The 25544-nt window shown below is 61.7% G+C and carries 24 protein-coding genes and 1 pseudogene; 12 read left to right on the top strand and 13 right to left on the bottom strand.

The annotated features are described in order from the left end of the window. Positions 1-6 precede the first annotated feature (6 nt). From betA to KHO31_RS29455, 5 genes are all read right to left on the bottom strand, one after another. On the bottom strand, positions 7-1692 hold the full coding sequence (betA, locus tag KHO31_RS29475) for a choline dehydrogenase (protein ID WP_211624731.1): 1686 nt from the start codon (positions 1690-1692) through the stop codon (positions 7-9). Positions 1693-1703: 11 nt separating this feature from the next. Next, positions 1704-3173: a betaine-aldehyde dehydrogenase gene (gene betB / locus KHO31_RS29470; RefSeq protein WP_211624729.1), complete on the bottom strand. Its 1470-nt coding sequence runs from the start codon at positions 3171-3173 to the stop codon at positions 1704-1706. Positions 3174-3205: 32 nt separating this feature from the next. After that, on the bottom strand, positions 3206-3793 hold the full coding sequence (gene betI, locus KHO31_RS29465) for a transcriptional regulator BetI (protein ID WP_211624727.1): 588 nt from the start codon (positions 3791-3793) through the stop codon (positions 3206-3208). Between the two features lie 214 nt (positions 3794-4007). Next, the gene (locus KHO31_RS29460; protein ID WP_201086303.1) at positions 4008-5180 is read right to left on the bottom strand and encodes a YncE family protein; all 1173 of its coding nucleotides are present in this window, start codon (positions 5178-5180) and stop codon (positions 4008-4010) included. A gap of 62 nt (positions 5181-5242) precedes the next feature. Next, on the bottom strand, positions 5243-6058 hold the full coding sequence (locus KHO31_RS29455; RefSeq protein ID WP_201080678.1) for a creatininase family protein: 816 nt from the start codon (positions 6056-6058) through the stop codon (positions 5243-5245). Positions 6059-6396: 338 nt separating this feature from the next. Between KHO31_RS29455 and fdhA the strand changes: the two genes are divergently transcribed. Further along, positions 6397-7596 carry a formaldehyde dehydrogenase, glutathione-independent gene (gene fdhA / locus KHO31_RS29450; RefSeq protein WP_201080680.1) on the top strand — a complete coding sequence of 400 codons (1200 nt, stop codon included), beginning with the start codon at positions 6397-6399 and terminating at the stop codon, positions 7594-7596. A 148-nt stretch (positions 7597-7744) separates the two neighbouring features. Here the strand turns inward: fdhA and KHO31_RS29445 are convergent, their stop codons facing one another. Both KHO31_RS29445 and KHO31_RS29440 read right to left on the bottom strand, forming a co-directional pair. Next, positions 7745-8740: a GlxA family transcriptional regulator gene (locus KHO31_RS29445; RefSeq protein WP_201080682.1), complete on the bottom strand. Its 996-nt coding sequence runs from the start codon at positions 8738-8740 to the stop codon at positions 7745-7747. 133 nt (positions 8741-8873) lie between these two features. Continuing rightward, a complete protein-coding gene (locus KHO31_RS29440) occupies positions 8874-9173 on the bottom strand; it encodes a hypothetical protein (protein WP_211624725.1) in 300 nt (99 codons plus the stop codon). Between KHO31_RS29440 and KHO31_RS29435 the strand changes: the two genes are divergently transcribed. The 11 genes from KHO31_RS29435 to KHO31_RS29385 all read left to right on the top strand — a co-directional run bounded on the left by KHO31_RS29435 (position 9172) and on the right by KHO31_RS29385 (position 22065). Beyond that, positions 9172-10446, top strand: coding sequence for a serine hydroxymethyltransferase (locus tag KHO31_RS29435; protein WP_201080686.1), 1275 nt, complete (start codon positions 9172-9174; stop codon positions 10444-10446). The two genes, KHO31_RS29440 and KHO31_RS29435, sit on opposite strands and share 2 nt — an antisense overlap. A gap of 30 nt (positions 10447-10476) precedes the next feature. Then, entirely contained in the window at positions 10477-11448 is a 972-nt protein-coding gene (locus KHO31_RS29430) for a dipeptidase (protein ID WP_074287570.1), read from the top strand. A 46-nt stretch (positions 11449-11494) separates the two neighbouring features. Beyond that, complete coding sequence (locus KHO31_RS29425) at positions 11495-12031, top strand: DUF5943 domain-containing protein (protein WP_201080688.1); 537 nt, start codon at positions 11495-11497, stop codon at positions 12029-12031. Positions 12032-12081: 50 nt separating this feature from the next. Continuing rightward, complete coding sequence (locus tag KHO31_RS29420; RefSeq protein WP_201086305.1) at positions 12082-14145, top strand: NADH:flavin oxidoreductase; 2064 nt, start codon at positions 12082-12084, stop codon at positions 14143-14145. A gap of 2 nt (positions 14146-14147) precedes the next feature. Further along, a complete protein-coding gene (locus KHO31_RS29415) occupies positions 14148-16061 on the top strand; it encodes a (Fe-S)-binding protein (RefSeq protein WP_201086306.1) in 1914 nt (637 codons plus the stop codon). A gap of 4 nt (positions 16062-16065) precedes the next feature. Further along, positions 16066-17244 (top strand): electron transfer flavoprotein subunit alpha/FixB family protein, encoded by a 1179-nt coding sequence (locus KHO31_RS29410; RefSeq protein WP_211624723.1) that lies wholly within the window; start codon positions 16066-16068, stop codon positions 17242-17244. Further along, a complete protein-coding gene (locus KHO31_RS29405) occupies positions 17241-18092 on the top strand; it encodes an adenine nucleotide alpha hydrolase family protein (protein WP_211624721.1) in 852 nt (283 codons plus the stop codon). The genes KHO31_RS29410 and KHO31_RS29405 overlap by 4 nt, the downstream gene beginning before the upstream one ends. Positions 18093-18165: 73 nt before the next feature. After that, positions 18166-19476 (top strand): aromatic ring-hydroxylating oxygenase subunit alpha, encoded by a 1311-nt coding sequence (locus KHO31_RS29400; RefSeq protein ID WP_211624719.1) that lies wholly within the window; start codon positions 18166-18168, stop codon positions 19474-19476. 33 nt (positions 19477-19509) lie between these two features. Continuing rightward, on the top strand, positions 19510-20784 hold the full coding sequence (locus KHO31_RS29395; RefSeq protein WP_201086316.1) for a hybrid-cluster NAD(P)-dependent oxidoreductase: 1275 nt from the start codon (positions 19510-19512) through the stop codon (positions 20782-20784). 137 nt (positions 20785-20921) lie between these two features. Continuing rightward, positions 20922-21779, top strand: coding sequence for a glycine betaine ABC transporter substrate-binding protein (locus tag KHO31_RS29390; protein WP_201086307.1), 858 nt, complete (start codon positions 20922-20924; stop codon positions 21777-21779). A gap of 70 nt (positions 21780-21849) precedes the next feature. Further along, a complete protein-coding gene (locus KHO31_RS29385) occupies positions 21850-22065 on the top strand; it encodes a hypothetical protein (protein WP_201086308.1) in 216 nt (71 codons plus the stop codon). Here KHO31_RS29385 and KHO31_RS29380 read toward each other — a convergent pair. The 6 genes and pseudogenes from KHO31_RS29380 to KHO31_RS29355 all read right to left on the bottom strand — a co-directional run bounded on the left by KHO31_RS29380 (position 22062) and on the right by KHO31_RS29355 (position 25528). Further along, positions 22062-22352 (bottom strand): hypothetical protein, encoded by a 291-nt coding sequence (locus KHO31_RS29380; protein WP_201086309.1) that lies wholly within the window; start codon positions 22350-22352, stop codon positions 22062-22064. The two genes, KHO31_RS29385 and KHO31_RS29380, sit on opposite strands and share 4 nt — an antisense overlap. A 119-nt stretch (positions 22353-22471) precedes the next feature. Then, positions 22472-22666, bottom strand: a pseudogene (locus tag KHO31_RS40100) (tlde1 domain-containing protein); the annotation flags it as partial. 219 nt (positions 22667-22885) lie between these two features. Continuing rightward, complete coding sequence (gene purU, locus KHO31_RS29370) at positions 22886-23761, bottom strand: formyltetrahydrofolate deformylase (protein WP_201080706.1); 876 nt, start codon at positions 23759-23761, stop codon at positions 22886-22888. Between the two features lie 171 nt (positions 23762-23932). Continuing rightward, positions 23933-24232, bottom strand: coding sequence for an addiction module antidote protein (locus KHO31_RS29365; protein ID WP_201086310.1), 300 nt, complete (start codon positions 24230-24232; stop codon positions 23933-23935). A gap of 3 nt (positions 24233-24235) precedes the next feature. After that, positions 24236-24553 (bottom strand): type II toxin-antitoxin system RelE/ParE family toxin, encoded by a 318-nt coding sequence (locus KHO31_RS29360; RefSeq protein WP_211610447.1) that lies wholly within the window; start codon positions 24551-24553, stop codon positions 24236-24238. A 60-nt stretch (positions 24554-24613) separates the two neighbouring features. After that, on the bottom strand, positions 24614-25528 hold the full coding sequence (locus KHO31_RS29355) for a choline sulfate utilization transcriptional regulator (protein WP_211624717.1): 915 nt from the start codon (positions 25526-25528) through the stop codon (positions 24614-24616). Positions 25529-25544 lie beyond the last annotated feature (16 nt).

Here is a 25544-nt window from a genome sequence, read left to right as displayed (position 1 = left end):
CGCGGACTAAACCGCCGCCGCTTCCCGCTTCCTCGACGCCACACCGTGGGCCACGAAGTAAGGCGTCTCCACCCGCGCCAACGCATCCCGCCCCCGAATCCGATCGGCGATCTTCTCCGCAAGCATGATCGTCGGCGCGTTCAGATTGCCGGTTGTGATCTGCGGCATGATGGACGCATCGACGACGCGCAGCGCATCGAGCCCATGCACGCGCCCCTCGTTGTCCACGACTGCCATATCGTCATAACCCATCTTGCACGAGCACGACGGATGAAACGCCGTCTCCGCACGCATCCGCACGAACGTATCGAGTTGCTCGTCCGTGGTCAACTCGGCGCCCGGATTCAATTCCCGACCGCGATAACGATCGAGCGCCGGCTGACGCATGATCTCGCGCGTAATGCGGATTCCGTCGCGGAATTCACGCCAGTCGAGCGGATCGGCCATGTAGTTGAACAGGATACTCGGATGCGCGTTCGGATCGCGTGACGTAAGCTTCACGCGCCCGCGACTCGGTGAACGCATCGACCCGACATGCGCCTGGAAGCCGTGCATCTTGATCGCGTTCGAGCCGTTGTAATTGATCGCGACGGGCAGGAAGTGATACTGGATGTTCGGCCACAGATCATCGTCGCGAGTACGGATGAAGCCGCCCGCTTCGAACTGGTTGCTCGCGCCAATACCCGTGCCGTTAAGCATCCATTCAAGTCCAATGGCAGGCTGATTCCACCATTGCAAGGCGGGGTATAGCGAAACCGGCTCCTTGCATTCGTACTGGATATACATCTCCAGATGGTCCTGCAGGTTTTCTCCGACACCCGGCAGATCGTGCACGAGCGGCACGTCGAGTTCGCGCAGCCACGTCGAGCGGCCCACCCCCGAGCGTTGCAGCAATTGCGGCGAGGCAATCGCACCGCTGCACACCAGCACTTCGCGGCGTGCATGCGCAGTCACTGCGTTGCCATGGTGCAGATACGCAACGCCAATCGCACGTTTGCCGAGGAACAGCACGCGATCGGTCACGGCATGCGTGACGATGGTCAGATTCGGACGCGTCTTCGCGCGATCGAGATAACCGCGCGCGGTGCTGGCGCGTCTGCCGTTCGCCGTGACCGTGCGATCCATCGGACCGAAGCCTTCCTGCTGATAGCCGTTCAGATCGTCGGTCCGCGGAAAGCCCGCTTGCACGCCGGCCTCGACCATCGCAGCGAACAGGGGATTGTTACCGGGCTTGCTGGTCGTTACATGGACCGGGCCGTCGCCACCGTGATACGCGTTCGCACCCACATCGCGCGTTTCGGCTTTGCGGAAATACGGCAGGCAATCCAGATAGGTCCAGTTTTCCAGCCCGGCGCGCCCGGCCCAGCCGTCGTAATCGAGCGCGTTGCCGCGGATGTAGCACATGCCGTTGATCAGCGACGAACCGCCGAGCCCCTTGCCGCGCCCGCACTCCATGCGACGGTTGTTCATATGCGGTTCGGGATCGGTTTCGTAGGCCCAGTTATAGCGCCGCCCCTGCAAGGGATAGGCGAGGGTCGCCGGCATCTGCGTGCGAAAATCAAAACGGTAGTCGGGACCGCCTGCTTCGAGCAGCAGCACGGTCACGTCCGCGTCTTCGGTCAGACGCGAGGCGAGCACGTTGCCCGCTGAACCCGCGCCGACGATGATGTAGTCGTATTCGTTCGAAGCCATTGCAACACTCCTTAGAACACCGGTTGATACGGGCCGAGTTCGACCTGCACCGACTTGATGCGCGTGTAGTGTTCGAGCGTGGTGATGCCGTTCTCACGGCCGACGCCCGATTGCTTGTAACCGCCCACCGGCATTTCCGCGGGTGACTCGCCCCAGGTGTTGATCCAGCAAATACCCGCCTCGAGTCGATGAATCACGCGATGCGCGCGCGCCAGATTTTCGGTGACCACACCTGCGGCCAGACCGTAGGCGGTGTTATTTGCACGCGAGATCGCTTCGTCTTCGTCGTCGAAAACGAGAATGCTCATCACCGGACCGAAGATCTCTTCGCGCACGATACGCATGTCGTCATGGCAGCCGGTGAAAACAGTCGGCTCGACGTACTGCCCGTTGCGGAAGTGGCCTTCGGTTAGCCGCTTGCCGCCGGCAATGAGCCGCGCGCCTTCCTGCACACCGCTTTCGATGTAGCCCAGCACTTTCTGCAATTGCGCGGCGCTGACCAGCGGACCGAAGTTGGTGTCGGCGTCGGTCGGCGCGCCGACGCGAATCCGCTTGACACGCTCCAGCACCAGCGCTTCGAACCGTTCCAGCACGCTACGCTGCACGAATACACGTGTGCCGTTTGTACAAACCTGACCGGAGCTGAAGAAGTTGGCGCTCATCGCGATGTCGGCTGCGCGTTCGGGGTTGGCATCGTCGAAAACGAGCAGGGGCGACTTGCCGCCCAGCTCCATCGTCACTTCTTTCAGCGACGATGCGCCCGCCAGCGACATCACCTTCTTGCCCGTTTCCACGCCGCCAGTGAACGAAATCTTCTCGATATCCGGATGCGCCGCGAGCATCGCACCAACGCGTCCGTCGCCTTGTACGACGTTGAACACACCAGCCGGCACACCGGCTTCGGTATAAATCTCGGCGAGCTTCAACGCGGACAGCGGCGTGATTTCGCTCGGCTTGAAGATCATCGCGTTGCCGGCCGCCAAAGCAGGCGCCGATTTCCAGCACGCAATCTGGATCGGGTAATTCCATGCGCCGATGCCCGCGCATACACCCAGCGGTTCACGCCGCGTATAAACAAACGACGACGGTCGCAACGGAATCTGCTGCCCTTCAATTGCGGTGGCAAGCCCTGCGTAGTACTCGATCACGTCCGCACCGGTGACGATATCGACGGCCCGTGTTTCTGCAATCGCCTTGCCCGTGTCGCGTGTTTCGAGCGCCGCGAGTTCGTCATTGCGCTCGCGCAGGATCTCAACCGCGCGACGCAGGATGCGCGAGCGCTGCATCGCCGTGAGCGCGGCCCACTCGCGTTGGCCGTCACGCGCGGATTGCACCGCGCGATCGACGTCGGCCGCCGAGGCTTGTTGCACGGCCGCGAGCGTTTCGCCGGTGGCGGGGTCGAGCGTGTCGAAGGTCTCGCCACTGGTCGCGTCGACGTAGGCGCCGCCTATATAGAGACGTTGCGTTGCGAATACCGCCATGACTTGCTCCTTTTTTCGAAAATGTCGCCGATCTAGTTGCGTGCTTCCAGCACCAGGTCGATGTACTCATTTGCCACACGCAGTGCAGCCTTCGTATCGAACGGCTCACCGGACAAAGCGCCGCGCAGCCATAGTCCGTCGATCAACGCCGCCAGACCGCTCGCCGCACGGCGTGCCGCAGGGCGCGGCAGTGCTTTGGAAAAGTCCGCGCACAGGTTCGAGTTCAGGCGGCGCGTGTTCACGTACTGAAGCCGCCGCAATTGCGGCTTGTGCATGCTCTCGGACCAGAACGCGAGCCACGTTTTCATCACGGGGCTGCTGGTCTGCTCCGCGTCGAAATTCGCCGCGACGACCGCGCGCAGTTTCGAGCGGGGATCTGCCTTTGCCGCGCGGCGCCGTTTCGACGTGGCTTGCCACAGGTCGCGCAGCACGTGCCGCATGGTGGCTTCGAGCAAACCGTCCTTGTCGCCGAAATAGTGGCTGACGATGCCGGTGGAAATGCTCGCGCGCTGTGCGACCGAGGCGAGCGTCGCACCGGCGAGACCGGTCTGGTCGATGGTCAGCAGTGTTGCGTCGATCAGTTGGGCGCGGCGGATTTCGCGCATTCCGAGTTTGGGCATGGTGCTAGAGGTGACAGGCGCAGGCCGGCCACCCAAGTATTCGATGGGCCATATTAGTTTTTTTATATTGAACGGTCAATCAATAAAAAACGGGGCGCATCGGTGAAATCGTGGGCGCTATGGAAGGACGGCGCCTAACGCGCCGTCGCTCTTCGCTATGCATCGATGGAATGCATTTCACCGTGGCCGCGCGGCCCGGTTGCCGATCACTGGGTCAACGCATATTGCCAGTGTGGCCGAGTGAATAACGCCCAGGCTGCGGCCAGACCGTGAGCCCGTGCGGTTCCGCGCCAACCGGAATCGATTTGACGGAGCCGGTCGTCGTATCGATCGCGTAGACAACGTCATCGAAGCGGCCGGACAGCCACAGCATCTTGCCATCCGCGCTGACATTACCCATGTCGGGACTGCCGCCGCCTGGAATCGGCCAGTTTGCGACGACCTTGCGCGTTGCGAAGTCGATCACCGATATGCTGCCCTTGCCATGTCTCGGTCCGTGCACGCGATTGGAACCGCGATTGGATACATAGAGCCGGGTGCCGTCGCGGCTCGGGTACAGGCCGTGCGTACCGACGCCGGTCTTGATGAAGCCGATCTTCGTGAAGCTGTCGCCGTCGACCACGTGGACGCCGTCGGCCATCATGTCGGCAACATAGAACACCTTGCCGTCCGGCGAGATGCGGATGTCCTGGGGCATGCCCTTCCTGTCGAGTTCGAGGTAGCCCACGACCTTGCGGTTGACGAGATCGATCTTGGCCAGCTTGCCGCCGAATTCGCAGGTGAAGATCGCGTACTTGCCGTCGATCGAGAAATCGGCGTGATTGATGCCCTTGCACTGCGGCGCTTCGAGACTCGATTTCAGCGCCATCGTGTGCGCATCGCGAAAGTCCAGTCGCGCGTGCGCTTCGGCCACCACGATCGCTTCTTTGCCGTCCGGCGTGAAGTACATGTTGTAGGGATCGTCGACCATGATCGCCTTACCGGGCTTGCCGGTCTTCGGATCGATCGGGGTCAGGCTGCCGTCGGGGCGGCCTTCGGCGTTGTTGGCCACCCACAGCGTTTGCAGGTCCCATGCAGGGACGACGTGCTGCGGACTGAAGCCGACGTGAAATCTGTCGACCACTTTGAGCGTGGCCGGATCGATCACGTAGACGTCGTTCGAACGCAGGTTCGGCACATAGACGCGCGGCAACGCGCCGGCGACCGCGGCGCTCATATGGCCGGCGGCCGTTTCGCTGTACAGGTTGTCGGGGTTCACCACGGGCGGCATGCCGGCCACCGTTGCGACAGCCGATGCAGCCGATGCAGCGCCGGCGGCGCAGAAACCGGCCAGCGCGAGGGCGACGGCCGTTGCAACGCGCGAGAAGCGGGGAGAGCACAATTGCATGGTGAATTCCGTTATCGAGTGAGTGGGAGATCGGGGACGGAAGCAGGGGGCTGTCGACTGCTTTAACGGCTTGCGGTCTCTTTCCTGATGTCGTCGATAGTCCGTGACACGATCGCGTCAATGCCCAATTGACCGAGTTCAACGCTCGAGCGCCGCGGGTCGCCGCCATAGACGCCGTCGGCCGGTCCCAGTTTCGGACCGTTTCGCAGGCGCTCGAGCCGCACCATCTGCGGCGCGACCGCCAGCAGCAGCGAGGTATCCGCGAGTCCTGCATGCGTGCCGATCTCGGCATCGCTGACGCCGTGCTGCCGCAAGATCTGCGCGTAGCCGTCCGAGCTGGTGCCGTAGTACGCGGGAGGCACGAATGCGCGGGCGCTGGAGCCGGCCCAGCTCTTGTTGAGCTGGGCTACGACGCGCCGGACATCGTTCTGGTAGCCGCCGTGGTCGCCGAGAAAGACGACGTTGGTGAAACCGTGAACCTTGAAGCTGTTGGCGGCGGATTCCAGCGTCTTTTCGAACACGTCGTCCGGCACGGTGATCGTGCCGGGAAAGCGCATGTGCGACGTTGGCGGAGCATACCCGCCCTCCGGCACGTAGGCGATGACCGGTGCGACGATCGCGTTGCCGAGGCCCTCGGCGATACGCTGCGACAGCACCTTGACGCGTGCATTGTGTTTGCCGAGCGCGACGTCGGGGCCGCTTTGCTCGGTTCCGCCGATGGGGATGAGGATGGTGGTCTTGCCCGCCTGAATCTGGTCGCGCAGTTCGGTCCAGGTCAGGTCCTCAAGGAGTACGGTTTTCGGGGTTTGAGCACACACGGTCTGCGTGGCGATGAGCAACATGACGGATACGAGCGCTCGTCTTGATGGAAAACGCATGAAGGGATCCTCGTGGGAAATGCGTATTTGGGCTCTGGCAATTAAGGTCGCGCGGATGCGGGCACCTATCGCCCTTGACGCTACGATCCAGGCGATCGAATTTCCAGGCGACCAGCGTGTCGCCTGCACGCAATAGCGGGGCCAATGGCATTCTCGAAACGCGTTGCCAATGGGTGAAAGTGAGAATAGCAGATCACACGGCTGCAACTGGTGTGTCGGTTCCTGCCAAACCGGTGTCGCGTTCGGTGCATGTCCTTTGTTTCAGTGGGCGCTACGCTCGTTGAACGGCGCGCCACATCGAGTCGGGCGCGCCGCTCACAAGACATGGAGACAGGCAAATGAGCAGCAATCGCGGTGTCGTGTATCTAGGGCAGGGCAAGGTGGAAGTGCAGTCGATCGACTTTCCGAAGATGGTCGATCCGCGTGGCCGGTCAATCGGCCACGGCGTGATCCTGAAGGTGGTCAGCACGAATATTTGCGGCTCCGATCAGCACATGGTGCGCGGCCGCACGACCGCCGAGGTCGGCCTGGTACTCGGCCACGAGATCACCGGCGAGGTGATCGAGGTGGGCCGCGACGTTGAAACGTTGAAGATCGGCGACCTGGTGTCGGTGCCGTTCAACGTCGCTTGCGGACGCTGCCCGACCTGCAAGGCGCAGCATACCGGTGTGTGTCTGAACGTGAATCCGTCGCGCGCAGGCGGGGCTTATGGCTACGTCGACATGGGCGGCTGGATCGGCGGGCAGGCTGAGTACGTGCTGGTGCCGTACGCGGACTTCAACCTGCTGAAATTCCCCGACCATGCCCAGGCGATGTCCAAAATTCGCGACCTGACGTGCCTGTCCGACATTCTGCCGACTGGTTATCACGGCGCGGTGATGGCGGGCGTGAAACCCGGCGCGACCGTCTATATTGCGGGCGCAGGGCCGGTGGGGATGGCGGCGGCCGCTTCGGCGCGTCTGCTGGGCGCGGCCTGCACCATCGTGGGCGATATGAATGAGGCGCGTCTCGCGCATGCACGCAAGATGGGTTTCCAGACTATCGATCTGTCGAAGGACGCCACATTGGGCGAGCAGATCGAGCAGATTCTCGGCAAACCCGAGGTGGATTGCGCGGTGGACTGCGTCGGTTTCGAGGCGCACGGTCACGGCAGCAGCGGCTCGCATGAGGAGGCGCCGGCCACGGTACTCAATTCGCTGATGGAAATCACCCGCGCGGCCGGCGCGATCGGCATTCCAGGGCTCTACGTGACGGATGATCCGGGTGCTACCGATGCCGCTGCCCGTAAAGGCAGCCTGAGCATACGCTTCGGTCTCGGCTGGGCCAAGTCACACTCGTTCCATACCGGACAGACGCCGGTGATGAAGTACAACCACAATCTGATGCAGGCGATCTTGTGGGACCGGTTGCCGATTGCGGACATTGTGAACGTGACGGTCGTATCGCTCGACGAGGCACCTGAGGGCTACCGGCAGTTCGATGGCGGCGCGCCGAGGAAGTTTGTGATCGACCCGCACGGGCTGTTGAAGGCGGCCTGAAGCTGGCAGGCGGCGGGATCGCGTTCGCGGTCTCGCCCGACTTTGTCGCGCCGGGCTGCGCAGCGCAGCCAAGGCGTACGCGTTGAGCGGACACCTGCTCAACGCGTCATGTTTTCGGGCCGCAAAGTGTATCGGTGGGACAACCGAATCAGGCCGCCAGCACCGGCATCGCAGCCAGCGACGGCGCCTGCTTGCGCCGTTCTCGCGTCGGCGCGGTGCCGAACGCGTCGCGATAACTCTTCGAGAAGTGGCAAGCCGACTGGAAGCCGCAAGCCATCGTGATATGCATGATCGACATGTCGGTTTGCAGCAGCAACTCGCGGGCGCGCCGCAGGCGCAGCGTCAGATAGTAATGCGTCGGCGTCATGCCCAGATGTTCGCGGAACAGGCGCTGCAATTGCCGTTGCGACATGCCGGCGAGCCGCGATAGCTCTTCGCGTGAAAGCGGCTCTTCGATGTTGTTCTCCATCAGCGAGATCACTTCGAAGAGCGACTTGTTGGCCGACCCGAGCCGCGCCACCAGCGGCATTTTCTGTTGGGCGCTCGTATCGCGCACATGTTCGACGATGAACTGCTCGGCGATCTGCGTGACCCGTGCCGTGCCGACACGCGGCGCGATCAGGTTGAGCATCATGTCGAGCGGCGCGACGCCGCCCGTACAGGTGACGCGATCGCGATCGATCACGAACAGTTCTTTCAGAAAGCGCGTGTCGGGAAACTCTTCTTTGAGTGCTGACATGTTCTCCCAGTGAATCGCACACGCATAGCCGGCCAGCAAACCGGCGCGCGCCAGCGCATAGGTGCCGGTGCACAGGCTGCCGAGCACGCTGCCCGTGCGGGCGAAGCGGCGCAAGGCGGAGAGATGGGCCGGGGTCGTGGCGCGCTGCACGTCGATACCGCCGACCACGAACACAATATCCGGCTGCCCGACACATTCGACTGGACCTGTATCGACGGCGAGACCGTTGCTCGCCGTCACCGGGCCACCTTCGGGGCTCACGATCGACCAGCGGTAAAGCGTTTGTCCCGTCAGGTAGTTCGCCATGCGGAGGACTTCGATCGCGTTGGTGAACGCGATCATCGTGAAGTTCGGAACCGGCATGAATGCGAAATGCGACAGCGACGCCGTGCGATCGGTGGACATGGGGGAAATGATTCCTTCGAATCTGTAATGTCGCGTCGCCGTGGGGGGCGGCGACTCCTGTAATTCTGAGGACTAGGGCAACTACCATGCCATCAGGCTAAACCCTCGGTTGCCCATCAATAAAGTTGGATAGCTAAACATCCGGCACCAGAACGGAGCTACCGGCACGCGGATACGCACCCGAACTGCGCACAACGATCAGCTGCAGTGCAGCAAAAACGCGAAAGGCTAACGACCGTTCTAAAACGGTCATGGCGACTTGTCGAAAAAGGACGCTCATGGCGGAAAAGGCAAAGAACGCGTCTGAATTCGTAAATTGGCGCGCGGGGCAAGCGTCAAGAATAGACGCAATGCAGAGCGGTAGCAGCAGGGCTTCAAAGCCAGCTTCACAGCCGCTTCCGGTCTTCCGCCAACCACCCCACGGACCTTCCATGTCGAACCCGAATCCTTTCTTCGAAGAATCGCTCGCCACGCGTGACGCGGCGGTGCGCGGCGCCATTTTGAAAGAGCTGGAGCGCCAGCAGTCGCAAGTCGAATTGATCGCGTCGGAAAACATCGTGTCGCGCGCGGTGCTTGAAGCGCAAGGCTCGGTGCTGACCAACAAGTACGCGGAAGGGTATCCGGGCAAGCGCTATTACGGCGGTTGCGAATACGCCGACGTGATCGAAACGCTGGCGCTCGATCGCATCAAGCAGCTCTTCAACGCGAAATTCGCCAACGTGCAACCGCACTCCGGCGCGCAGGCGAACGGCGCGGTGATGCTCGCCCTGGTAAAGCCGGGCGACACGGTGTTGGGCATGTCGCTCGATGCGGGTGGTCACCTGACCCACGGCGCCAAGCCGGCGATGTCGGGCAAGTGGTTCAACGCGGTGCAATACGGCGTGAATCGCGACACGATGCTGATCGATTACGAGCAGATTGAGGAACTCGCGCAGCAGCACAAACCGGCGCTGCTGATCGCCGGCTTCTCGGCTTATCCGCGAGCACTGGACTTTGCACGGTTGCGCGCAATCGCCGATGGCGTGGGCGCGAAGCTGATGGTGGATATGGCGCACATCGCCGGGATCATCGCGGCCGGGCGTCACCAGAATCCGGTCGAGCACGCGCACGTCGTCACGTCGACCACGCATAAGACCTTGCGCGGTCCGCGCGGCGGCTTTGTGCTGACGAATGACGAAGACATCGCTAAGAAAATCAATTCCGCAGTTTTCCCGGGCTTGCAGGGCGGTCCGCTGATGCATGTGATTGCCGGCAAGGCGGTCGCGTTCGGCGAGGCGTTGCAACCGGGCTTCAAGACCTACATCGACAACGTGCTGGCCAACGCGCAGGCACTGGGCGACGTGCTGAAAGCGGGGGGCGTCGATCTGGTGACGGGCGGCACGGATAACCATCTGCTGCTGGTCGATCTTCGCCCGAAGGGCCTCAAAGGCAATCAGGTCGAGCAGGCGCTGGAACGCGCGGGCATCACCTGCAACAAGAACGGTATTCCTTTCGACACCGAGAAGCCGACGGTCACGTCCGGCGTTCGCCTCGGCACGCCGGCAGGCACCACGCGCGGCTTTGGCGTGAGCGAATTCCGCGAAGTCGGGCGGCTGATCGTCGAGGTGCTCGACGCGCTACGGGATCACCCGGAAGGCCATGCCGCGACCGAACAACGCGTGCGCCGCGAGATTTTCGCGCTGTGCGAACGCTTTCCCATCTACTAAGCACTCTACTAAGCACGCCTGGAGCAAACGATGAGCACTCTGCACGACAACAGCATCATCATCGACGGTCTGAACATTTCGAAGTTCGAGCGCTCGGTATTCGAAGACATGCGCAAGGGCGGCGTGACCGCGGTGAACTGCACGGTGTCGGTCTGGGAAAGCTTTCAGAAGACCGTCGACAACATCGCCGAGATGAAGCAGCAGATCCGCGAATACGGCGAGATCCTGACGCTCGTGCGCACCACCGACGACATCCTGCGCGCGAAGAAAGAGAACAAGACCGGCATCATTTTCGGCTTCCAGAACGCGCATGCGTTCGAAGACAACCTCGGCTATATCGAGGCCTTCAAGGATCTCGGCGTGAACGTGGTCCAGCTTTGCTACAACACGCAGAACCTGGTCGGCACGGGGTGCTATGAACGCGACGGGGGGCTGTCGGGTTACGGCCGTGAAGTGATTCAGGAGATGAACCGCGTCGGCATCATGGTCGATCTCTCGCACGTGGGCGGCAAGACGTCGTCGGAAGCGATCGCGGCGTCGAACAAGCCGGTGTGCTACTCGCATTGCTGCCCGTCGGGTCTCAAAGAGCATCCGCGCAACAAGAGCGATGAGCAACTGAAAGAGATCGCCGATGCAGGCGGTTTCGTCGGCGTGACGATGTTCGCGCCGTTCCTGAAGCGCGGCCCGGACGCGACGGTCGAAGACTATATCGAAGCCATCGACTACGTGGTGAACCTGATCGGCGAGGATCAGGTCGGCATCGGCACCGACTTCACGCAAGGCTATAGCACCGAGTTCTTCGACTGGATCACGCACGACAAGGGCCGTTATCGCCAGCTGACGAACTTCGGCAAGGTGGTGAATCCGGAAGGCATTCGCACGATCGGCGAGTTTCCGAACCTGACGGCCGCGATGGAACGCGCCGGCTGGAGCGAGACGCGCATCAAGAAGATCATGGGCGAAAACTGGGTACGGGTGTTCGGCGAAGTCTGGAAGGTCTGATTCTTCATTCCCCTAACCTGAACCGATAAAAAACGGAGCCTCCCACATGCAACCCCAACTGCCTATCGACGTCGATCCGAACACCGGCGTCTGGACGACCGACGCGCTGCCGATGCTGTACGTGCCGCGTCACTTCTTCACGAACAACCACACGGCCGTCGAGGAAGCGCTCGGCATCGACACGTATGCCGAGATCCTCTACAAGGCCGGCTACAAGTCCGCGTATTTCTGGTGCGACAAGGAAGCGAAACAGCACGGCCTTTCCGGCATGGCGGTGTTCGAGCATTACCTGAAACGCCTCTCGCAACGCGGCTGGGGCATCTTCACGATCGCGGAAGCCGATCCGTCCAGCTCGCATGCTCGCATCGAATTGCATCACTCGTCTTTCGTGCTTGCGCAACCGGGCAAGGAAGGCAAGCTTTGCTACATGTTCGCCGGCTGGTTTGCGGGCGCGATGGACTGGGTCAACGACACAGCGCCGGATTCTGCTCGCAAGGGTCCGCCGTCCCATTCGAAGGAAGCGCGCTGCGCGGCTGAAGGCCACGATCACTGCGTCTTCGAAGTGTCGCCGCTCGCGTCGTAACAGCGACGCACATAGCCGCACACAGCCTATTCATTCCGAGGTCGATCGCGATGCGTTACCCGAACCTTTTCAAGCCTCTCACGCTGAACAAGCTGACTTTGCGCAACCGTATCGTCAGCACCGCGCACGCTGAGGTGTATGCGGAACCGGGCGGTCTGCCCGGCGACCGTTATATCCGTTACTACGAAGAGAAGGCCAAGGGCGGCGTCGGCCTCGCCGTGTGCGGCGGCTCGAGCCCGGTGTCGATCGACAGCCCGCAAGGCTGGTGGAAGTCGGTGAATCTCTCGAGCGACAAGATCATCGATCCGCTTGCGCGGCTCGCCGAAGCGATGCATCGGCACGGCGCGAAGATCATGATCCAGGCCACGCACATGGGCCGCCGCTCGGCGTTTCATGGCGAGCACTGGCCGCATCTGATGTCGCCGTCGGGCGTGCGTGAGCCGGTGCACCGCGGCAACGCGAAGATCATCGAAGTGGAAGAGATTCGCCGCATCATCGCGGACTTTGCCGCGGCAGCGAAGCGCGTGAAGGATGCCGGCATGGACGGCATCGAAATTTCGGCGGCCCACCAGCATCTGATCGATCAGTTCTGGAGCCCGCGTACGAATTTCCGCGCCGACGAATGGGGCGGCTCGCTCGAAAACCGCCTGCGTTTCGGCACGGAAGTGTTGAAGGCCGTGCGCGAAGCGGTCGGCGCGGATTTCTGTGTCGGTCTGCGTATGTGTGGTGACGAGTTCCATGAAGACGGTCTCGATCACGAACAGTTGAAAGAAATCGCCCAGGCGATGAGCGAAACCGGCCTGATCGACTACCTGGGTGTAATCGGTTCGGGCGCGGACACGCACAACACGCTGGCAAACTGCATGCCGCCGATGGCGTTGCCGCCTGAACCGTTCGTGCATCTCGCCGCCGGTATCAAGTCGGTGGTGAAGCTGCCGGTGATGCATGCGCAAAGCATCCGCGACGCGGGTCAGGCAGAACGTCTGCTGGCGAGCGGCATGGTCGATCTGGTCGGTATGACGCGCGCGCAGATCGCCGATCCGCATATGGTCATCAAGATCCGCGACGGCCGCGAAGACGAGATCAAGCAATGCGTTGGCGCGAACTATTGCATCGACCGCCAGTACAACGGGTTGGACGTGCTGTGCGTACAGAACGCCGCGACGTCGCGAGAAGAAACGATGCCGCACGTGATCGCGAAGACAGGTGGGCCGAAGCGCAAGGTGGTCGTGGTCGGCGCAGGTCCGGCTGGACTGGAAGCGGCGCGCGTGGCGAAGTCGCGCGGCCATGACGTGGTGCTGTTCGAGAAGAACGACTACGTCGGCGGTCAGATCATGCTGGCCGCAAAAGCGCCGCAGCGCGAGCAGATGGCCGGCATCGTGCGCTGGTTCGATATGGAAACGAAACGCCTCGGCGTTGACCGCCGTCTCGGTGTCGCCGCTGACGAAAAAACCATCATGGCCGAGAAGCCGGACATCGTCGTGCTGGCCACGGGCGGTTCGTCGTTCACATCGCAAGTGGCGGCGTGGGGCGTGGAAGAAGGACTCGCGGTCAGTTCATGGGATGTGCTATCCGGCAAGGTCGAGCCAGGCAAGAACGTGCTGGTTTATGACGGCGTCAGCACACACGCCGGCGCTGGCGTCGCGGATTTCATGTCGAGCCGTGGCTCGAACGTCGAAATCGTGACGCCCGACGTGAAGGTCGCCGATGACGTCGGCGGCACCACGTTCCCGATTTTCTATCGGCGTCTCTATGCGCAAGGTGTGATTCATACGCCGAACTACTGGCTCGACAAGGTCTACGAGGAAGACGGCAAGAAGATCGCCGTGATCCGCAACGAGTACACCGAAGAGCAGGAAGAACGCGCGGTCGATCAGGTGGTGATCGAGAACGGCAGCACGCCGAACGACGAACTCTACTGGAAGCTCAAGCCCGAGTCGGTGAATCACGGCCAGGTGGACGTGCACAAGCTCTTCGCGTCCGAACCGCAACCGTCGCTCAGCGAAGAACTCGGCAACGGCCGCTTCCTGCTGTTCCGCGTCGGCGACTGTATTTCCATGCACAACATTCACGGCGCGATCTACGACGCGCTGCGCCTTTGCAAGGATTTCTGACGATGAGCCCCGTGTTTGTCATCACCATCCTGCTGTGGTTGTCGGTGGCCGGTCTCGCATTCGCGCTCGCCAAACGCGCTGCGTACTGGCGCGAAGGCCGCGCCACGGCCGCGGGCGCGTACGGCTGGACCAATCTGCTGGCGATCCCGAAGCGCTATTTTGTCGACCTGCACCATGTGGTCGCGCGTGACCCGTACATCGCGAAGACGCACGTAGCGACGGCGGGCGGTGCGATCCTCGCGATGGCGCTGGTATTCGTCAACTACGGTCTCGCCATCTATTCACCGTGGCTCGACAGGCTGATCTTTCTGGCAGCGCTGGTGATGCTGGTAGGCGCGGTGTTCGTCTGGCGTCGGCGGCATGGTGCGAAGGCCGTGCCGGCACGACTCTCGCGTGGACCTTGGGATCATCTGCCGCTACTGCTTGGCTCGTTCGCGCTCGGTTTGGCGCTGTTCATCGCGCTGCCTGCTGCGGCGATGTCGGGTGCGCTGGCGATTATCGTCGCGTTGCTAATCGCGGTTGGCGCGTTCACCATGACATTCGGCGCGGCACGTGGTGGTCCGATGAAGCATGCGCTCGCCGGTCTGCTGCACCTCGCGTTTCATCCGCGTCAGGAGCGCTTTGCCGAGCGGAACGACAACGATGTGGTGCCGCCGACCGCGCTGAAAGCGCCGTTGCTTGACGCGAAGGAGTATGGCGTCGGCAAGCCGGTCGAGTTTCGCTGGAACCAGTTGCTGAGCTTCGACGCCTGCGTGCAGTGCGGCAAGTGTGAGGCGGCCTGCCCCGCGTTCGCCGCCGGGCAGCCGCTTAACCCGAAGAAGCTGATTCAGGATCTCGTCACGGGCATGGTCGGTGGCACGGACGAGGCTTATGCGGGCAGTCCGACGCCGGGCATTCCGGTCGGCAAACACGGCGGCGCGCCGGGCAAACCGCTCGTGTCGAGCCTGATCGAAGCTGACACGCTGTGGTCATGCACCACCTGCCGTGCCTGCGTGCAGGAATGCCCGATGTTGATCGAACACGTCGACGCGATCGTGGATATGCGCCGCAACCAGACGTTGGTCGAAGGCAGCGTACCCGGCAAAGGCCCGATCACACTCGCGAATCTGCGTGAGACCGGCAGTTCGAACGGTTATGACATCGGCGCGCGTTACGACTGGGCGGTCGATCTGCAAGTGCAGGTCGCGCAACCGGGACGTCCGGTGGACGTGCTGTTGATCGCCGGCGAAGGCGCCTTCGATATGCGCTATCAGCGCACGCTGCGTGCGCTGATCAAGGTGCTGAACCGCGCAGGGATCGACTATGCCGTGCTCGGTGGCGTCGAAACCGATACCGGCGATACCGCTCGCCGTCTCGGCGACGAGGCGACGTTCCAGCAACTCGCGCAACGGCTGATCGGCACGCTGTCACAGTACTCGTTCCGCAAGATCGTTACCGCCGATCCGCACGTGATGCACAGCCTGCGCAACGAATATCGCGCACTCGGCGGTTTCTATGAGGTGCAGCACCACACGGCGTTGATCGAAGAGCTGGTCGCGAGCGGCAAGCTGACGCCGCGCGCGGTCGCCGCGTTCGCAGACCGCAAGATCACGTATCACGATCCGTGCTATCTGGGCCGCTATAACGGTGAGACGGAAGCGCCGCGCCGCTTGCTGAAAACGATCGGCATCAAGGTGGTCGAGATGGAGCGCAACGGCATGCGCGGACGGTGTTGCGGAGGGGGCGGCGGTGCACCCCTGACCGATATTCCGGGCAAGCGGCGCATTCCGGATATCCGTATCGACGACGCGCGCGCGATCGGCGCGGAGATCGTCGCGGTGGGTTGCCCGAATTGCACGGCGATGCTCGAAGGCGTGGTCGGCCCGCGTCCGGAAGTGCTGGACATCGCCGAACTGGTTGCAGCGGCGCTGGAGTAACGCGATGAACAATCTCAAACGAATCGACCCGCGCCGGCCGTTCACGATTACGGCCGATGGGCTCAAGCGGATTACGCTCGGTCTGACGGGTGTCGCCGACGCGATGCAATTCGCGGCGCATGGCCCGACGGGGTCAGCGCATCGCGAGCACGCGAAACCGCGCCGCACGACGGCCGCGCCGCAGCGCGTGCTGCTGGTGGCCGCTCACGCGGACCGCGGCGCGCTGGATGATCACGCGCGCCAGACCCTGGCCGCCGCCGCGTTGATCGCGGACGCGACAACCGAAGTCGTGTTGCTCGTATTCGGCGAGTTCATCGGCGACGCAGCCGCGCTCGGCGCCGACAAGCTGATCGAGTTGCCAATGTTCGATCGCCGTGTTTTCGCGCCGCTGGACGAATTGAACGCACTGGCCGCATGCGTCGCGGCCTATGCGCCGGTGCACATTTTCCTGCCCGACAATGCCACCGGTGACGGCGACCTCGGCCGCCGTTATGCGGCAGCCGCGAACGCGAGCGTGGCGACGCATGTCGTCGAGATCGATGCGGCACACGTCGCCGCGTATATCCAGACGAATACAGCGTTCGCCATACGCTCACTGCCCGAGGTTGTTTTGCTTGCACCGAATGCAGTCGATCCAAAGTTGCCGTTTGTCGGCGCAGGCGAGCGAGTGGCGTGGCGTTTCGATGGCGAACCGGCTTCCGCCAAAGGTGTCGTCCGCGATCTTGGCATCGAGGAGATCGACGCCGCCCAGCTTGCGCTCGAAGAGGCGGACTTCATCGTTTCGGCAGGCAATGGCGTCAGCGACGTCCCAGCGTTCGAGCGTCTTGCGGCCACTTTAGGCGCTGCGATCGGCGCAAGCCGCGTCGCTGTGGACGACGGCAAGTTCACCCGCGACAAGCAGATCGGCGCCACCGGCAAGACCGTCGAAGCGAGCGTTTATATCGCGTTCGGTATTTCTGGCGCGGTTCAGCATCTGCAGGGCATCAAGGATTGCCGGCACGTGATCGCCGTGAATCTCGACGCCAGCGCGCCGATTGCCAAACGCGCAAATCTGACCGTTATCGCCGACGCGCAGGAAACCATCGCGGCACTGAACGAAGCCGCGGCGGCTGCACGCACGGCACGCGGTACCGGAGCCGCGCTATTGAGTTCAACGGCTGTTGCGGAAGGAGCGCTTGCATGAAGATCGCCGTACTGGTTTCCGTTGGGCGGCACCCGGTTAGCGGCACGGCGCGTTACAGCCGCAACGACGCCGCCGCGCTGACGATAGCGCTCTCGCTCGCCAAAACGCACGGCGCGACGCTCGACGTGTTGCACGCGGGCGATCCGGCGAATCCGGCGCTGAAGGAATATCTCGCGCTCGGTGCGCGCGCTGTCGAGGTGCTGGAAGTGCTGGCAACGCCTGAATCGCAAGGTGATGCGATAGCGCCGCTCTCTAAACGTCTGCGCGGTTACGACCTCGTATTGACCGGCACTCGCGCGGAAGGCGCGTTCGATAGCGGCATGCTGCCGTATCGCATCGCTAGTGCGTTGGACATGCCGTTGGTTGGTGCCGCAGTCGATCTGACGCTCCGCGACGGCTGTGCCGAAGTCAGGCAATTCATGCCCAAGGGCTTGCGCCGCCGCGTCGAAGTGCGCTTGCCGGCTTTGATCGCGGTGCATCCGATGGCCAACACGGCGCCTAGCTACGCCTATGCAAGGCTGCGCGAAGGCACGATCCGTCCGGTCGCGACAGAAGCGCCCGGACGCCCGGACGCCGGGAGCCCGGATGCCGGAAGCCCGGATGCCGGAAGCCCGGATGCCGGAAGCCCGGACGCCGCCAACCCCGACGACCTCGCCTGGACGACCCGTCCCGCGACCGCCAAACCCGTGCGCCTTGCCGCCGCCGAGAAGCGCTCGGGCCACGCCCGCATGCTCTCGGCGACGACGACCGAAAGCCGCGGCGGCAGCGTCGTAATTGAAGGGAGTTCCGTCGAAAAAGCACAAGTGATCCTCGCGTATTTGCGCGAGCATCAACTCGTGGATTACTGATTTCCGGTTCGGGCCAGCATGCGACCAGGAGGGCCTGGTGCAGCGCCAGACGTGACATGCAACGGAGCACACAATGAAAGTTTCGGCAGACGTTCGCGCAATGATCGAACGCCGCAAAAAGAATCACACACTGGAAGCGCCGTTCTATACGAGCGAGGCTATTTTCGCGCTCGACATGGAGGCGATTTTCCGCAAGCACTGGATTCAGGTCGCGGTGGAACCGGATGTGCCGGAGCCGGGCGACTACATCACCGTGGAAATCGGTAGCGATTCGATTCTGATCGTGCGCGACGACGACATGCAGGTGCGGGCCTTCCATAACGTCTGCCGTCATCGCGGTGCGCGTTTGTGCAATACGGACAAGGGTTCGCTCGGCAATATCGTTTGTCCGTATCACAGCTGGACCTATAACCTGAACGGCGATCTGATGTTCGCCGAGCATATGGGCGACCAGTTCGACCGCTGCAAGCACAGCCTGAAAGCGGTGCATGTCGAGAATCTTGCCGGCCTGATCTTCATCTGTCTCGCCGACGAACCGCCCACCGACTTCGCCGTGATGCGCGCCGCGATGGAGCCGTATCTGTTGCCGCATGAGCTCGCCGGCTGCAAGATCGCGGCCTCGATCGACATCATCGAAGAGGGCAATTGGAAGCTCACGATGGAGAACAATCGCGAGTGCTACCACTGCGTCGCGAACCATCCCGAGTTGACGATTTCGCTTTACGAATACGGTTTTGGCTATCAACGCACGCCCGCTAACGAGGAAGGCATGGCGGCGTTCGAAGAGACGGTGGCGCGCCGTACCGCGCAATGGGAAGCGATGAAACTGCCCTCGGCGGAAATCGACCGTCTGGCGGATCTGGTGACGGGTTTCCGCACACAACGCCTGCCGCTCGATCGCGACGGCGAATCGCAGACCATGGACGCGAAGGTCGCATCGAAGAAACTGCTCGGCGGATTCGAGCAGGCTGATCTCGGCGGTCTCTCGTTCTGGACGCAGCCGAACTCATGGCATCACTTCATGAGTGACCATATCGTCAGCTTTTCGGTGATTCCGTTGTCGGCGGGCAAAACACTGGTGCGCACCAAGTGGCTGGTCCACAAGGATGCACGTGAAGGCATCGATTACGACGTCAACAATCTCACGGCCGTGTGGCGTGCGACCAATGACCAGGACCGCGCGCTTGTCGAATACTCGCAACGCGGCGCGACCAGCAGCGCCTACGAACCGGGTCCGTATTCGCCGTTCACCGAAGGTCTCGTCGAGAAGTTCTGCGAGTGGTATATCGGCCGTATTGCCGATTACAGCAATGCGCCCCAAACCCATGATGCCGGCGATGCGCCGCTTTCGCACGGCGAAAAAGTCGTGTCTTTCATGCGCTGAGCGCGATACCGCAACCAGGAGCGGGAGAAAATGATGATGCGCGATCAGGCGACGTTTCAGCTCAACCCCGAGCCGGGTTCGAACCTCGAGACATTAAGCCGCGAAACTTCAGGCCATGAGGCTTCCAGCCGGGTCACGCAGCCGCGGTTCTGGGAGACGTTGCCCGCGCGCTGGAACAGCGACACCGACGACACGCTGGTGTGCTGCCAGGTCCGCCAGGAAACCCACGATGTAAAGAGCTTTTTCTTTCGTGCGCCGTCCGAGCGGGCGTTCGTGTTCGAGCCGGGGCAGTTCATCACGCTGGAACTGGAGATCGACGGCGAGGCGGTGAATCGCTGCTATACGATTTCTTCGCCGCCCACGCGCCCGCACACCATCTCCATCACGGTGAAGCGCGTGCCGGGCGGCAAGGTGTCGAACTGGCTGCACGACAATCTGCACGCGGGTACGCAGGTTCGTGTGCTGGGGCCATCCGGCGAGTTCACCTGTGCGCGGCATCCGGCGCGTAAGTTGCTGTTTTTGTCGGCTGGTTCGGGCGTTACGCCACTGATGTCGATGAGCCGCGCGCACTATGAACTCGGCGAGGATAGCGACATCGTGTTCGTGCACAGCGCCCGCACGCCGGACGACATCATCTTCGCGCGCGAGCTCGATCTGATTGCGTCGAATCAGGCCAATTTCCGCACGGCGTTTGTATGTGAGCGCCTTGGTGCACGGACCAATTGGCCAGGTGTCACCGGTTTTCTGACCTTGCCCTTGCTGAAGCTCATTGCGCCGGATTTTCTCGACCGTGAGATTTTCACGTGCGGTCCTGCGCCATACATGCAGGCAGTCCGCAACCTGCTGGCTGAAGGCGGCTTCGATCGCAGCCACTATCACGAGGAAAGCTTCTCGTTCGAGACGATCAGCGAGGTGGCCGCGCAATTGACCACCGCGCATGTCGCCGATGCGTTGCTGGCGCCTACAGTCACTGCGGAAAGCTTCGCTGAAACGCGTGAGCAGGCGGCTGGCTTCACCCCCGCGCAGGTGCCGCTCGAGACGGAAACAAAGTTCAAGGTGAGCTTCGCCAAAAGCAACCGCGAGATCGAATGCGGCAGCGGCCAGCATGTACTCGACGCGGCGAAGAAGGCCGGCGTCCGGCTCGCCGCGTCGTGCACGCAGGGCATGTGCGGCACCTGCAAGGTGAAGCTGGTGTCCGGCGAAGTCGCCATGAAGCACGCAGGCGGCATCCGCCAGCGCGAAATTGATCAGGGCATGGTGCTGCTGTGCTGCAGCAAGCCGTTAAGCGATCTCGTGGTCGATAAGTAAGACGAGAACGCAGCGCGGACTCTCAGTCGAGGTCGCCTGCGGACAACTGGATGTCGGAAAACAACGCTACCCGGCAATTCTGGTTGGCGATTCTAAATGCTCAATGGGTGGTTTGGACGGCGAACGGGAGAATGGCGATGAGACTGATCAGAAAGATATTTGTGTTGACCGCTTTGAGCGCGGCGCTGGCCGCAAGCAGCGTGACGGTGTCGGCCGATGCCAAGCCGACTATCAAGATCGGCTACGTGGAAGGTTGGGACGACAGTGTCGCAACGTCGAACGTGGCGGCACGTGTGATCGAAAAGCGCCTCGGCTATCAGGTGCAGCTGGTGCCGGTCGCAGCCGGTGTGATGTGGCAAGGCGTGGCGCGCGGCGACCTCGACGCGACGCTGTCCGCGTGGCTCCCGGTCACGCATGGCGCGTACTGGAACAACTTCAAGGATAAAGTCGTCGACCTGGGCCCCAACTTCAACGATGCGAAGATCGGGCTGATCGTGCCGGACAGTGCGGACGTGAAGAGCGTCGGCGATCTGGAGGCTAAGAAGGCGGAATTCGGCTCGCGTATCGTCGGTATCGATGCCGGCGCGGGCGTGATGCAGAAAGCCAGTGAAGCGATCAAGGCATACGGGCTCGACTATCAGCTGATGCCGAGCTCGGGTAGCGCAATGACCGCGGAACTGGCGCGTTCGGAAGCGGCGAGTAAGCCGATCATCGTGACCGGCTGGAAGCCGCACTGGATGTTCGCGAAGTACAAACTCAAATTCCTCGACGATCCCAAGAAGGTATTCGGCGAAGCCGAGCACGTGGATAGCGTCGTCAATCCTGAGCTGGAGACGAAGGCACCACCGGTGGTGGCGTTCCTCAAGAAGTTTCAATGGAAACCGGGCGAGATCGACAGCGTGATGCTGGCGACACAAAACGGCGAGAAGCCGACGGCCGCTGCCGATGCGTGGATCAGTGCGCATGGCGACCGTGTGGATAGCTGGGTGAAATGATTTCTTGCTTCGCGTGAATGAGTTGCCGCTTTTTCTAAGCGGCAACTTTTAGAGGTCAGTTCATGCAGCCATGAACCCTGTTACCCAGACCCGTCTGACGCTTTTTTCACAGCACAAGGCGCACCACCTCGAAGCGGAAGATGAACGCATGGCCGGTGTGCTTGCGTTGATCGTCACGCTTGCCGAAGGCGGACCCGCGCCCATGACCGCCGCCGAATTGCTAAACGAAATCGGAAGGCTAGGGCGCGCCTCGCTGGTGGGTGCAACGCCGCCCGATCCGCACTAGCGATGACCGCGCCACTTCGCCAGACGCTGACTGAGCACAACATTTAAACCGAAGACGGCAAACCCGACAATGATCAGCGCGATAACGAAATAGAGCAAAACCGAAAAAACTTCCATGTCATCAGGGTTCGCCATATCGTCACGACCGCAAATGTCCAGGATGACTCGAAGGAACCAATCGACCGCGTCCGGCATGTTGAACGGTAGCGTCAAAAAGAGTCGCACAAGGAAAAATGCGCCGACGACTGTCAGCAAAAGGTTCCCGATGTAAAGCATGGATTTTTTCATCGAACTTCCACTGTTCCGTATGCCTTTAGCGCTGTTCCCGGCACGGGCAAATCAGGTGGATGCGAACGAAGGTATCGTTCAAGCCGATCAAAATCGTACTGGCTGACGATCGTGATACAACCTTCGCTCAGGCGTTGCGGACCCATGGGATGCAACCGGAAATTTCCCCGCTTGATCCCGTCAACGATGGTCGAATCGCCTGTGTTCGGGTTCCATAAGCAAAACCATTTCCGGTGATCCGTTGTGCCATAGCCATACGCGCCCCAAAGATCATAAAGGAAACCAAGCATCCCGCCCGATTGACGGTCAACGATGAAGTATGTTCCCTTGGGGATCGGACCTATCCCCCTTATCGCGTCCGCCTACATTGCTTGACCCGACGATATCCGCGCCGCCTTCATCCTTCAACCAAAGATGCAAGGGAATTGCCATATTCAACCCCGTATTGAAAATGGCAATATAGGTGAGCATCAGGCGAAAAATGTCAAACTTTGTTGCAGTTGCGGCATCAACGTTTCCAGCGGCGCTTTTGTTTATTGCAACACGACGGTCCTATCGCCGTTGATGAACACGCGTCGCTCGATAAATGCCTTGACTGCCCGCGCTAGCGTGATGCATTCGACGTCGCGTCCCGTCGCAAGCAGCCGCTCCGGGCTGTATGAGTGATCGACGCGCTCCACGACCTGCTCGATGATCGGACCTTCGTCGAGATCGTCGGTGACGAAGTGAGCGGTTGCGCCGATCAGTTTCACGCCGCGCGCATGGGCCTGGTGATAAGGCTTTGCTCCTTTGAATCCAGGCAGAAACGAATGGTGGATGTTGATCGCGCGGGCCGCGAGCGCACGGCTCGTTTCGCCGGAAAGAATCTGCATGTAGCGTGCAAGGATCATCAGTTCAGCGCCTGATGTCTCGAACAGATCGAGCAAACGCGCTTCCTGTTGTGGCTTGGTATCGGCAGTGATGGGTAGATGATGAAATGGCAAGCCATGCTGTTGCGCGAGCGGTTCGAGATCGCGATGGTTCGAGGCGATGCCGACGATATCCATCTTCAACTCTCCCATGCGCCAGCGGAACAGCAGATCGGCGAGACAGTGTTCGAGTTTCGACACCATGATCAACACCTTCGGCCGGGTGCCGACGTCGTGCATCGCCCATGTCATCTGAAAGCGCTCAGCGATCGATTCGAATTCGCGTTTGAGTGCCGCGATGTGCAGGGTTTCGTTGGTGTCGGCGCCATGAAACACGCAGCGTACGAAGAAGCGTTCGCTGAGGTCGTCGTCGAAAACGGTCAGTTCGTCGATATAGCAATGATGCCGGTCGAGAAAGCCGACGACGGCGGCAACCTGGCCCGCCGCGCTCGGACACGCGACGGTGAGAACCAGTTGATCGGGACGGGAATCGGCGGACATGCGCTCTCCACTTAAGCGATAGGGCATCGCCGCGGGGCGCGGCATGCATCATCGCAGTAGAGCAAATCAGCGGGGCACGGGGATAGAAGCTAACCGCCGTCGCACTGGTATGGGAGCGTCAGGGGAGGTTGGGGTGGCGAATGAACCACGCGCCCTAAGCATCAATCTATCTCAGGCGTGGGAAGGCGCCGCGTGCAGCTCCAGACCGAGGGCGCGGATCACCTTGATGATCGTCGCGAAGCTGGGATTGCCATCTTCGGACAGCGCCTTGTAGAGACCTTCGCGCGAGATTCCGGTGTCGCGGGCGAGCTGCGCCATGCCACGCGCACGCGCGATCACGCCCAACGCATGCGCGAGGAATGCAGGGTCGTCGCCACCTTCAAGCAAACAGGCCTCGAAGTATTCAGCCATGTCCGTTTCGGTTTTCAGGTGTTCGGCCGAATCCCACTGCCGGGTTTTGATCTTTTCCATCGTTCACTCCGATTCAAGGTTCGCCAGCATCTTGTGTGCGGCTTTTATATCTGCGGGTTGAGTCGACTTGTCTCCACCACACAGCAGGATCACCAGCACTGCGCCGCGTTGCACGTAGTAGACGCGATAGCCGGGACCGTGATCGATCCGCAGTTCGGTAATCGGCGCGCCTGCGGAATTCGTGTCGCCGGGGTTGCCCATCGCCAGGCGGTCGATGCGAGCCTGAATGCGGCGCTTGGCGATCCGGTCTTTCAAGCCGTCGAACCATGCATCAAATGTCTCGGTGGTGCGGATATTCAACATGCAGAAAGTGTAATCCATAGATTACACATGTGTCAACTGTGGTTCACATTTCATCCTCACTTTTCTGAGGCGACCTCCTCATTCAGCCTCGAGTCCGCATTCATCGATCAGCCATCGGCGGAATGCGCTGACCGCCGGTGTCGCCGCGCGTTGTGTAACGAGCAGATAGCCGCGCTCGGTGACCACGGGTGTGTCGAACAGTTCGACGAGCTGCCCCGTGGCGAGGAGTTCGCCGACCAGAGGCGCCCAGCCGAGCGCAACGCCCTGGCCCATGATCGCTGCGTGGATCACGAGCGTAAAACTGTTGAACGTGATGCCGCGATGTGCGGCGGGCGCATCCAGACCGTGCGCCGCGAACCAGTCGGCCCACGACAACCAGCGTGCCGGCTGGGTGGGTTCAAGATGCAGCAGCGGCAAGCTCAGCAGATCTGACGGCGCGCGCAACTGCGGATGCGCTGCCAGAAACGCCGGACTGCACACCGGTTTGACCCGCTCGGGAAATAGCTTGAGCGCATCTCGCGCGGTCCAGTCCGCATCCTCGTCGCCAAACGCGATCGCAATGTCCGCCTGATCGTGCGATGGATCGAATACGTTCTGCGACGTGATGATCTTCACGTCGACATCCGGCATCAATGCCTTGAACTGCGACAGGCGGGGCATCAGCCAGTAGGTTGCGAAACCGAAGTCAGTGGAAAGCGTGAGGGTTTGCGGCGTGCGCCGCGCGCGGATCTCGGCAGTGGCGACGCGAATGGTGTCGAGGGCGTTGCGCACCGCTTCGAAGAGGCACACGCCGTCTTCCGTGAGCGTGACGCCGCGATGGCCGCGCTCGAAAAGCGATGCACCCAGTGCTTCTTCGAGTTGGACCACGCGCTGACTGACCGCCGGCTGCGTTGAACCCAGCTCGCGCGCAGCTGCCGTGAAGCTCGCGAGACGCGCCGCGGATTCGAACATCGTTAACGCCTGCATCGGCGGCAAGCGGTCCTGCCTCGACATAAGTCCCCCTTATAGG

It is taken from the genome of Paraburkholderia domus (assembly GCF_905220705.1).
GTDB classification, from domain to species: domain Bacteria; phylum Pseudomonadota; class Gammaproteobacteria; order Burkholderiales; family Burkholderiaceae; genus Paraburkholderia; species Paraburkholderia domus.
Note: the sequence above shows the minus strand (reverse complement) of the source record. Positions and strands in the feature narration are given on the sequence as shown.